Raw genomic sequence first — 10,991 nt, forward strand, 5'->3', positions numbered from 1 at the left:
TTTTATAAAGTAAATCTCAAGATGATTGGTCACCATCAGCTTTCATGAAAGGGGTTAGGTTTTAGGGGTCGGGGGTTAGGGAGAAATAAGTTTTAATTACCCTTTGAATGCTAGATTACATCTGAAGTAAATCACATATTATTCAAAAGAATGGGGCTTGTGACCCACTGGTCGTTGGGGCTATCTTTTCCTCATACCCCACACCCCATAACCTACACCCCGCCCCAACGGGGCTTGGTCAATTATTTACCAACAATTTCGGCAAATTTACCCTTCATGGATTTATCCAAACGAGCGCCGTGGACTTGTACTATACAAGAAGCCATATAATTTCCCCAACGGGCTGATTGTTGAGAGTTCAAACCATTGGTTAATCCGTATAGTGCTCCCCCAGCAAAGTAATCTCCAGCACCAACAGTATCAACTGCTTTAGCTGGAAATCCGGGAACCCGAACAATTTCTTTGTTTTCTACTACTAGACAGCCATCAGCGCCATCGGTAATAAATGCGGTGTCAACCATTTCGCCAATTTTACCGGCGCAATCTTCAAGAACTTCAGTTTCACAGAAATGACGGGCTTCATCAGCATTACAAAATACTACATCGCAGTATTTTGTAACCAATTCGTGAAAATCATCGCTGAAGCGACTGACTAAAAATAAGTCGGAAAAGGTAAAAGCAACTTTTACATCGTGACGCTTGGATTCCTCCATAGTCTTAACACTGGCTTTTTTTGGACCTGGTGCATCCCAAAGGTAACCTTCCACATAACTATATTTACACTGAGCTAACTTTTCTATGTCAATATCTGTGGGATCTAAAGTTGTGGAAACCCCCAAATGGGTACACATAGTACGTTCGGCATCGGGAGTTGTTAAAACTAAACAAGTTCCTGTGGTACCGTGGTCTTCATCGGTGGGGTGAACATCAAAATGAATCCCTGCTTCTAGTAAATCTTGGCGATAAAATTCACCGTTAGTATCGCGAGAAACCTTACCCGAATAAAAACCTTTACCACCACTTTGGGCGATCGCAATCATTGTATTAGCAGCAGAACCACCAGAACTCAATTCTAGGGAATGGTGTTTCAATTCCTGCAATAATCGCCCCTGTTTTTCGGAGTCCATAAGGGTCATACTACCGCGATTCAGGTCATGTTCCCGAACGAAATCATCTTCCACTAACGCCAAGATGTCTACCATTGCGTTACCTATGCCAAAGACATCTACTGACTTAGAATGTTCTGCTGTCATTGAATTCAAGTTTCTCTTAAAACTGCAATCTCAGTTTAGGGTAATTTCTGTCATTAATAAAATCATATCCTTCCTCTGTAACTTTACGAACAAAAAAATATTAATCAAGTAAGTATAATTATTTAGATTAATAAAAGAATTTAAACCGATTTATCGCAGCAATTAAATGATTAAATCCGAGGAATAAATTGAAATCACCGAAAAATCTCTAACCAGGGATAAATTAACCAAAATATTAAGTGTTGGTTGAATAATTAAAAGAAACCGTACTGCTTCCTGTGCCACTCCACCGACAAATTTTCACATCTATCTAAATTTTTATTGCTAATTCCTAATCTAATATTAAAACTAGTTGACAAAAGTTACCACAACTTCAGATAATTAGACCTTGTGAAAACTTTAGCTATCTCAATAAACACTTGGCTAACGTCATTGTCATAGGTGCCCAGTGGGGCGATGAAGGAAAAGGAAAAATAACTGACCTGCTCAGCCGCTCCGCAGATGTTGTTGTGCGTTACCAAGGGGGTGTCAATGCTGGACACACTATTGTAGTAGAAGGTAATACCTTTAAACTGCACTTGATTCCCTCTGGTATTTTGTATCCAGATACTGAATGTATAATCGGTTCTGGAACGGTAATCGACCCACAGGTTCTGATTACAGAACTAGATCAAATAGAAAAATTAAATATTTCTACTGATAATCTATTTATTTCGGAAACTGCTCACGTAACTATGCCCTATCATAGGTTATTTGATCGAGCAGCAGAAGAACGCAGGGGAAATTACAAAATTGGTACAACTGGTCGCGGAATTGGTCCAACCTACGCAGATAAATCAGAGCGTACAGGGATTAGAGTTCTAGATTTGATGGACCCTCAGGGTTTAAGCGAGCAGTTAGAATGGACTATTAATTATAAGAACGTCATTCTAGAAAAGCTTTATAATTTACCACCTTTAGATCCACAAGTAGTAATCAAAGAGTATCTTGGCTATGCCGAACGCTTGCGACCCCATGTGGTTGATAGTTCTCTCAAAATTTATGATGCCATTCAGCACAGGCGGAATATTTTGTTTGAGGGAGCCCAAGGTACTCTCTTAGATTTAGATCATGGAACTTATCCTTATGTAACCTCCTCTAATCCAGTAGCTGGTGGTGCTTGTGTGGGTACGGGTTTGGGTCCAACAGCAATTGATCGGGTAATTGGTGTTGCCAAAGCTTACACAACCCGTGTGGGTGAAGGACCATTCCCCACGGAGTTAGAAGGAGAGGTAGGAGAATTACTGTGTGCTCGTGGCGCTGAATTTGGCACAACTACCGGCAGAAAGCGCCGATGTGGTTGGTTCGATGCGGTGATTGGTCGCTATGCTGTCCGTATTAATGGGATGGATTGTTTAGCAATTACTAAGTTGGATGTTCTTGATGATGTTGAGGAAATTAAAGTTTGTGTTGCTTATGAAATAGATGGGGAACGCTGCGAACATTTTCCCACCGGTTCCCGTCGATTTGCCAGCTGTCGCCCCATTTATAAAACCATACCGGGGTGGAAACAATCTACCAGTGACTGTCGTAAATTGTCAGACTTGCCCAAACAAGCTTTGGACTACCTGAAATTTTTAGCTGAATTAATGGAAGTTCCGATTGCGATCGTTTCTTTGGGTGCTAGCCGCGATCAGACTATTATTGTGGAAGACCCAATTCATGGCCCTAAGAGAGCTTTATTACATCCTGATGGAACTCCGGTTTCTACGGTTAATGCTTAACTAGGAAATTTTCAGAATTGAAATTAGCTAGAACCGGATGAAATTGGCGTTTCCCAAAATCAAACTAACCTAGGAAAAATAATCTCAAAATTCAAGGTGGTATTCCCCTTGGATTTTGAGTGGGTGTAAAATAGAAATTTTGTCTATCTTGATGTGGGGAAAAATAGGTAATTGTTAGCCTAACAGCCTGACATCAAATCAGTAAACAGTTTGTAGAATTTTTATGAGCATCACAGTCGAATGTCAAACTAGACCAGAAGGCACCAAACCCAGAGCATTACGCCGTTCTGGGATGATACCAGCTAATTTATACGGTCACAATGGTACAGAGTCCATTTCTTTATTGGTGGATGCTAAAACCGTTGAGCTTTTACAGAAAAAAGCTGCTGTTAATAAAACAGAATTGGAACTGAAGATTACTGATATTTCTTGGAATGGTACTACCGTAATTAAGGAACTTCAGACTCATCCAGCAAAAGCTACACCTTATCACGTCAGCTTTTATGCTTGTGGTAAAGGTTGATACAGAGCATCTTGCGATATTTGAGTTTTTGTTTCTGATAATTAATTATTCGCCGGGGGTAACTCCCTGGTTTTTTATTGAGCTTTTCAGGATAAAATAACTTTTGGTCTTGAGTAATTGCTACTTGCCTTTTTCCTGAACTTGATAATTTTCTAGCAACACGAAGAACCGAAGTTTAATATTAAACATGACAGAAGTTGCTATTCCCACTTTAATTCAACAAATGTTACAGCCTGGGTTTTACCCCCATGCAGTTAAAGAACCAGTTCAATTGATCCAAACCCATATTTCCTATGTACTATTGACAGGAAAATATGCTTATAAGCTGAAAAAGCCTATAAATTTTGGGTTTTTAGACTTTTCGACTTTAGAAAAGCGACAACATTTTTGCCAAGAGGAATTGCGTCTTAACCGTCGGGGAGCAGCAGAATTATATTTAGAGGTTTTACCCATTACCAAAGCTGGAGAAAAATATGAATTGGGTGGTACGGGTAAAGCAGCAGAATATGTGCTGAAAATGCGTCAATTTCCTCAAGAGGCGCTACTAAGTTCCATGTTTGATGAGGGAACTTTACAGCCATCACATTTAGAAGAATTGGGACGGGTGGTAGCTCTTTATCATGAAAAAGCAGATATCAATGACCATATTCGCTCCTTTGGGGAAGTAACCCAGGTACAGAAGGCAATTGATGAAAATTACCAACAAACCGAAAAGTATGTTGGTGGTCCCCAAACACAGTTACAATTTGATCAGACTAAAGCCTATAGTGATCGCTTTTTTGCAGAACGACAAGAATTGTTTGCCCAAAGAATTAAAGGCGATTATATCCGGGAGTGTCACGGGGATTTACACTTGAGAAATATTGCTTTGTGGCAAGATAGGATCTTGGTTTTTGACTGCATTGAGTTTAATGAACCATTCCGTTTTGTTGATGTCATGTATGATGTGGCGTTTACCGTCATGGATTTAGAAGCACGACAGCGCCAAGACTTGGGGAATGTATTTTTAAACACCTATGTTGAGCAAACTGGAGACTGGGAAGGTTTACAGGTTTTACCCTTATACTTGAGTCGTCAAGCATATGTACGGGCAAAGGTAACTTCATTTTTGTTGGATGATCCAGGGATTCCGGCAGAGGTGAAGCAGAAAGCATCCCACACTGCTGCGGGTTATTATAAACAAGCATGGAAATATACCAAACCTAGGCAAGGGCAATTAATTTTTATGTCTGGATTGTCTGGTTCCGGTAAGAGCACAACCGCCCGTTATCTATCTCTTCAATTAGCAGCTATCCAGATTCGTTCCGATGCAGTCCGCAAACATCTTGCAGGTATTCCTTTACAATCAAAAGGGGGAGATGAAATTTATACCCCAGAAATGACCCAAAAGACCTATGGACGGTTATTAGATTTGGGTATTATACTTGCCAAACAAGGTTTTTCAGTAATTTTAGATGCTAAGTATGACCGACAACAACTCAGACAAGAGGTAATTAACCAAGCCAAGGCGAATAATATTCCTCTAAAAATTGTCCAATGTGAAGCACCTTTAGAGGTCTTAAAACAAAGATTAGAACACCGCAGTGGTGACATTGCCGACGCAACGGCAGATTTATTAACCTCACAGGTAGAGAAAGCAGAATCCTTAACTACAGAGGAAAAAGTATACTTGAAAGTTGTGGATACGACTCAACCCCTGGAGACACAATTAAAAGATGTAATTTGCTCATAGCTCCTATCCCATGGCAGAAGAAAAAAAGAATTCGGGTAAACTATTATATGTATCGCCAAATTTCTTATCCCAACTAGGATTTGGCTTATTCCTATCAGTGTTATTATCATTGCTGGGTTTTCCTGGAAACTGGAGCATCTTCTTAGGAGTTTCAGCAGGGTTTATTTTGGGCTGGGTTGCTGCTGCATCCGAAAATAGTCCCAGAAGCCAAAATTTAGCTTCCTCAGAAGGTATAGAGGCTGGACTGAAGTACTGGTTATTCTTCATGTTGGGATTAGTACTGGTGGGATATAGACCAAACATAAGTATTTTGATCGGTGGTATTGCTGGTATCGCTGGTGGGTGGATTATAACTTGGTGGAAAAGTAAGGAAGAAACAAAAACCGAGCTACCCACACCAGAAATTGACTCCCTGGAGAAAGAACTAACTTCCCGAGGACAAGTCACTAGACCCAAAATGCGGAAAACTACTCAACGCTATCGTCGCAGTTCCAGTGGAATTAAACTGAAGTTCTGGGAAAGATAGTTGATTATTATTTTGTCTTGATTCCATTCAAAAACAGATAGTTAAGTATTAGAGGGAGAATCCCAAAAAAATCTTGTAGTGTAGGTATCTTGCCTGCATGATAGCACTACGCGTATACGTTAAGACATTGTTGATGTTGAAGCCCCAAATACAAGGTTTGGTGCTTTAACAAGTTTATAGAGTTTGATGATAGTGTTCAACTGTGGGAAATGGATCGTAAAAATGGTGAAGTAGGGTTTGCCACTCATGATATTTGTCAGATTTACGAAATCCTTCTGTATGATCTTCGAGGGTTTCCCATTTTACCAGAAGAATATATCTGTTACTTTTCTCAATACATCTTTGAAGTTCGTGGGAAATATATCCATTCATTGAAGCAATGATTTCTTGTGCTGTTTGGAAAGCTCTCTCAAAGTTATCTTCTTCTCCTGGAATCACATCCAGAATGGCGACTTCTAAAATCATATGGTTTCCTCAAATTCACGTAGCATGGTAGTAGTATTGAGAACGTCTCATGTTTCTGTATCTTTCTAAATTATTACCTCTACTGTTTTACCCCCTAGGTTTAGCCTGTATCAGTTTGTTAGTGGCACTATTTATGGTGGGGAGACGACCCCCCATAGCCGCATTTTGTATTACTTTCTCTTTGTTGCTGCTACTTGTGAGTAGTAATGGTTGGGTATCGAAATTTTTTGCGCGATCGCTCGAATGGCAAAATATCCCTACTACCGAACTCCCAACAGCAGAGGCAATGGTGGTTTTGGGTGGTGCTACCAAATCCGCTTTTCCTCCTCGACCTGGGGTAGATTTAAGTGAACAAGGCGATCGCATTATTTATGCTGCACAACTATATCGCCAGCAAAAAGCTCCCTTAATTATTCTTAGTGGTGGTCGCATTGATTGGCGCGGTAGTGGTGCTGCGGAATCAAGGGATATGGCAAAAATTCTTACTTCCCTTGGTATTCCCACACAAGCCATAATTGAAGAAACTGATTCTCTCAATACTTATCAGAATGCGGTTAATGTCCGTAAAATTATAGAGAGAAGAGGCATTAAAAAAGTCTTATTAATTACTTCAGCTATGCATATGCCGCGATCGCTACTTATATTTAAAAAACAAGGTATAGATGTGATTCCAGCACCAACTGACTTTTTGGTGAGCGAAGGAGAAATACAAGAACTGGGTAATACACCAAAAGCGGCTATTTTGAATTTAATTCCCAATACTAATAACCTGCACCAATTCACTATTACCTTAAAAGAGTATTTGGGAATGCTAATTTATCGCTTACGAGGTTGGATTTAATTCAGTGATGATTTATTTTATCTGACTGACAATACAAAAATGTCAACAGCTATAATTGCAATAATAATGCCAGCTTGTTTTGTGTATTAGCCAGGAATTTTATGTCACAAGACTTTCCGCAGATAATTCCCTCGGAGCATTCCGAAGTGGAAGAAAATTTATTAGCCCATCAAGCTACCAGGGAGTTTTACGATGAAGTACAGACACGCTCAGAATTTCAACAATATTGCCATTGGTATTATGCAACTGCGGAGCGTCATCGCCAAGAATTAGAGAAAATGCGCAGCGAAATCAACATATTTGCATGGTTTCGCCGCAAATGAGGGATTTTAATTCACCCTTAGGATAATATTTCTAACTCATCTTCCCGTAGGTGAGCTTTAAATTTTTTACTAAACTTGATTAAAACTGGCAAATTAGCACTTACAGGCCTATCTTGCCATGTGGTGACAAGATCTATGACTTCACCTTCTGAACCTTCAAGGTCAAAAGCTTTACCTCGATGCTCAGGGTTATGATAAACCACTACAGATGTTTTAACACGAACGCGATCGCCAATTTTCATACCTAAATTTAAATCTAGTTTTTGTTTTTCTAAAATATTCTCCACAGCTATCCCTCAATGAATTTACTGATTCTTCATAAGAATCTCACAGTTAAATCTGTTTCTGACTAACTTCTTTGAACTGGGCTGAAGCCCCGCCTTTTTAGGCTGGGGTTGATTACCCGTGGTAGCCTATCCGTTAATGAAATATGACTGGAGGCATCGCCAAGATATTGGAGGGGTTTAACCCAACATGAGAAACACTAGATATTTAGTAAGAGTTTCCATCATCCTATCTTCACTCTAGTTTGTTGCATTAGTCAATTCTTTAACTAGTTTTCTAAACAGTAATCGAACTGCTCTTGCAGCAGTGCGCGAACCTGCTAAAGGTACTGGTTTACCCTCAAGTTTTTGACTATCTCAATATTCTCCCAAAGATTGCCCAATTTCATTCTTAACTCGACATCTTTTGACTTCAATTCTGGTGAAAATTCACTGCCATAAAGCTTTGCGACAGATTGCACTACCGCCAACTATAGCCGTAGCCACTTTTATTATCTCTATACTGCAAATCCGTTGAGCGTGCCACCGAACATTCCCTGTAATACCTAGACCACAACTGGCTTTGTACTTGTTCTCGTAGATGGTTGATTTCCTTTCCCCTGCAAGCCATGCCCACATTAAAGAGGTATCCTTGCCTTTCCACCGGATGCTTCTGAATCCAGTGATTTCAGGGAATTGCCATGACAAGTCCTGTCTGGCTCGATTTTTTATGGGAGATTGGATACGGTTAAGGTGATTTAGCCTTAATACCAATTCCCTAATCCTGCGAATTAGTGGTTGCCGTCTTTGAACAAATCTAAGCTTTTCACCACCATAATCAAAACGGTAACAGCTTAGTGCTAAAGCGTCAGCATCATCGTCCTTATCTGGTAAGCCAAGATTGGTATTGGACTTGTACCTTGGTAAATAGCTCCCAAATAGGTTCTATACTTTTTTATTCGGTGAAAATAGGAGCAAATGCCGCCCACGATTAGTACGCGGCATTTGCTTGCTACCATTAAATTCTTTCAAATAAAAAAACAGTAGATAGTTTCTTAAACGTATTGATGATATGTTTAAAATGTCATCGCTTTTATTAACCAGCAATTTTACTTAGGGTTAATCTACATGGCATAGGGTAATGCTCCCATTTTAACAATTACCCAAATCACAACTGCAAGGACGGCGAAGATTAATCATGCCTGACGCAGATTTACCACCTATCCCCAATCCACCAGCAGAAGCAGCTAACCCCGAATTTCTCCACTCTGCTACCCCAGAGGAATTCTTACCTCCCATTAGTCGCTGGACAAGTTGGGGTGGGATTGTCCTTACCAGTATTTTTGCGGCTACCATCGGACTAGCTAGTATTCTCAAATACAGAATAGCCATTAAAGCCCCAGCAACGATTCGTCCCACTGGGGAACTGCGTTTAGTGCAAGCAGCCACACAAGGGACAATAAAAAGTATTGCTATGCGGGTAAATCAGGTGGTAAACCAAGGGGATATCATCGCCTATATGGACGATTTCCGTTTACAAACGAAAAAGAGCCAATTACAAACTAATATTCAACAAGCTAAACTGCAACTGTCTCAACTTGATGCCCAATTAGGGGCATTAGATGGACAAATAGCCGCACAGACAGAACGGAATCAACGCTCAATTGCGATTTCCCAAGCGGAATTGGAAAGGAATCAACGGGAATTGCTAGATAAGCAAATCACTACCAATGCTCAAGTACAAGAAGCGTCAGCTAATTTAAGACAAGCACAGCAAGAATTACAAAAAGCTAGGGCACAATTAAAATCTGCCCAAGCACAGTTAAAATCAATACAAGCAGCATTGGAAGCAGCCCAAGTTAAACAGGAAAGGTATCAACCCCTGGCTAAAAGCGGTTCCATTTCCATTGAGCAATTCCAGGAAGCAGAATTAGCTGTGGAACAGCAGCAACAGCAGTTGGCATCCCAAAAGGCAATTGTGGAAGGACAGCAAGAAGCTATTAAGCAGCAGCAAGAAGCGGTAGCAGCAGCGTTAGCCAGACTAGAAGCGGCAAAAACAGCCATTAACCCCAGTGGTGCGACTGTAGCCATATCTCAGGAGCAAATTGCCAGGGAGAGGGCTGCGGGGAAAGCAAACCTGGCGCGATTAAATCAGGAGCAACAACAGCTACGACAACGCAAAGGAGAAATTAATAACCAATCCCGTCGAGATATGCAAGAATTGCAGCAAATTAAACAAGAAATTGCCTTGACTGTGATTAGGGCTGCGGCAGCTGGTACAATTCAGGAATTAAATTTGCGTAATCCTCAACAAGTATTACGTCCTGGAGATGTGATTGCTCAAATTGCTCCCAGTGAATCCCTTTTGGTAATTAAAGCCTTAGTACCATCTGAAGAGATTCCCAACGTAAAAATGGAGCAGTCAGTTTATTTACGGATAGCTGGTTGTGCTTATACTGACTACGGTACTTTACCGGGGAAAGTGACTGCTATTTCTCCAGATGCGTTTTCATCCGCTAGTAATGACAGTAGCAGCACTCCTGGGAAAAGTGGGACTTATGAAGTAACGATTCAGCCCCAAAGTACGGAATTAATTTCTGGGAGTCGTAAGTGTGTCATACAATCAGGGATGAAGGGGAGAGCAGATATTATTTCCTCACAAGAGACGGTGTTGGTATTTTTGTTGCGAAAAGCAAGGCTACTGACGGATTTGTAAATGGAAACGTAGTGGTTCATCGCATAAAATATGACGGTATTTATATCACACCCGCCTGGGGTTGAAAACCCCAGTCTAATAGCTAAAGTCGTCTAAAGACGACTGGAAAATACCCCTAGTGAATTAATGCAATAGACCAGTAGTTATACAAGATTGATAATTAAGGATTGAGAAAATCCAAATGAAAACCTTGCTGTTTACTTAGATCCTCAAAAGTACCTGTGAGTTTCACATTCCCTTCCTCTAGCAATATAATCCATTCTGCCCTCTGAATAACTCTAGGGCGATGGCTAATCATAATTGTGGTTTTACCTTGCCGATGTTGCAGTAGTTGAGCTAAAACTATTGCTTCACTAACTGGATCTAGTGCGCCTGTGGCTTCATCTAGAATTAGAATTGGGGGGTTACTGACTAAAGCACGGGCGATGGTTAATCTTTGTTTTTGACCCCCAGATAGGTTAGCACCAAATTCACCTAATACTGTTTGATATTTATCTGGTAATTCACTAATAAATTCATCTGCACCAACTATTTCGCAGGCATTGACAATTTGATCAAAAGTTGCGTAGGGATTACTAAGTAGGTT

The 10,991-nt window shown here is 40.4% G+C and carries 12 protein-coding genes; 7 read left to right on the forward strand and 5 right to left on the reverse strand.

What is annotated here, in order from left to right; genetic code table 11:
• Window positions 1–242: 242 nt before the first annotated feature.
• The gene (locus CALSC_RS20680; RefSeq protein WP_088243158.1) at window positions 243–1,253 is read right to left on the reverse strand and encodes an adenosine kinase; all 1,011 of its coding nucleotides are present in this window, start codon (window positions 1,251–1,253) and stop codon (window positions 243–245) included.
• 419 nt (window positions 1,254–1,672) lie between these two features.
• Between CALSC_RS20680 and CALSC_RS20685 the strand changes: the two genes are divergently transcribed.
• The 4 genes from CALSC_RS20685 (at window position 1,673) to CALSC_RS20700 (ending at window position 5,797) form a co-directional block, all read left to right on the forward strand.
• A complete protein-coding gene (locus CALSC_RS20685) occupies window positions 1,673–3,016 on the forward strand; it encodes an adenylosuccinate synthase (RefSeq protein ID WP_088243159.1) in 1,344 nt (447 codons plus the stop codon).
• 223 nt (window positions 3,017–3,239) lie between these two features.
• Window positions 3,240–3,539 (forward strand): 50S ribosomal protein L25, encoded by a 300-nt coding sequence (gene rplY, locus CALSC_RS20690; RefSeq protein ID WP_088243160.1) that lies wholly within the window; start codon window positions 3,240–3,242, stop codon window positions 3,537–3,539.
• A gap of 187 nt (window positions 3,540–3,726) precedes the next feature.
• Window positions 3,727–5,271, forward strand: coding sequence for a bifunctional aminoglycoside phosphotransferase/ATP-binding protein (locus CALSC_RS20695; protein ID WP_088243161.1), 1,545 nt, complete (start codon window positions 3,727–3,729; stop codon window positions 5,269–5,271).
• A gap of 10 nt (window positions 5,272–5,281) precedes the next feature.
• A complete protein-coding gene (locus tag CALSC_RS20700; protein ID WP_088243162.1) occupies window positions 5,282–5,797 on the forward strand; it encodes a hypothetical protein in 516 nt (171 codons plus the stop codon).
• A 174-nt stretch (window positions 5,798–5,971) separates the two neighbouring features.
• Here the strand turns inward: CALSC_RS20700 and CALSC_RS20705 are convergent, their stop codons facing one another.
• Window positions 5,972–6,262 (reverse strand): antibiotic biosynthesis monooxygenase family protein, encoded by a 291-nt coding sequence (locus CALSC_RS20705; RefSeq protein WP_088243163.1) that lies wholly within the window; start codon window positions 6,260–6,262, stop codon window positions 5,972–5,974.
• Between the two features lie 49 nt (window positions 6,263–6,311).
• Here CALSC_RS20705 and CALSC_RS20710 point away from each other — a divergent pair, with 49 nt between their 5' ends.
• Together CALSC_RS20710 and CALSC_RS20715 are read left to right on the forward strand one after the other, a co-directional pair.
• A complete protein-coding gene (locus CALSC_RS20710) occupies window positions 6,312–7,103 on the forward strand; it encodes a YdcF family protein (RefSeq protein ID WP_088243164.1) in 792 nt (263 codons plus the stop codon).
• A 101-nt stretch (window positions 7,104–7,204) separates the two neighbouring features.
• Window positions 7,205–7,426: a hypothetical protein gene (locus CALSC_RS20715; RefSeq protein WP_088243165.1), complete on the forward strand. Its 222-nt coding sequence runs from the start codon at window positions 7,205–7,207 to the stop codon at window positions 7,424–7,426.
• Window positions 7,427–7,443: 17 nt separating this feature from the next.
• Here the strand turns inward: CALSC_RS20715 and CALSC_RS20720 are convergent, their stop codons facing one another.
• Window positions 7,444–7,719: a ferredoxin-thioredoxin reductase variable chain gene (locus CALSC_RS20720; RefSeq protein WP_088243166.1), complete on the reverse strand. Its 276-nt coding sequence runs from the start codon at window positions 7,717–7,719 to the stop codon at window positions 7,444–7,446.
• A 420-nt stretch (window positions 7,720–8,139) separates the two neighbouring features.
• Complete coding sequence (locus CALSC_RS20725) at window positions 8,140–8,463, reverse strand: hypothetical protein (protein WP_088243167.1); 324 nt, start codon at window positions 8,461–8,463, stop codon at window positions 8,140–8,142.
• A 424-nt stretch (window positions 8,464–8,887) separates the two neighbouring features.
• On the opposite strand from CALSC_RS20725, the gene CALSC_RS20730 reads away from it, so the two are divergent.
• On the forward strand, window positions 8,888–10,405 hold the full coding sequence (locus tag CALSC_RS20730) for an HlyD family efflux transporter periplasmic adaptor subunit (RefSeq protein ID WP_088243168.1): 1,518 nt from the start codon (window positions 8,888–8,890) through the stop codon (window positions 10,403–10,405).
• Window positions 10,406–10,565: 160 nt separating this feature from the next.
• On the opposite strand, the gene CALSC_RS20735 is transcribed toward CALSC_RS20730, so the two are convergent.
• A partial coding sequence (locus CALSC_RS20735; RefSeq protein WP_143288326.1) for an ATP-binding cassette domain-containing protein occupies window positions 10,566–10,991 on the reverse strand: 426 nt, incomplete at its 5' end.

The organism is Calothrix rhizosoleniae SC01 (assembly GCF_900185595.1).
Taxonomy (GTDB): Bacteria; Cyanobacteriota; Cyanobacteriia; order Cyanobacteriales; family Nostocaceae; genus Calothrix_A; species Calothrix_A rhizosoleniae.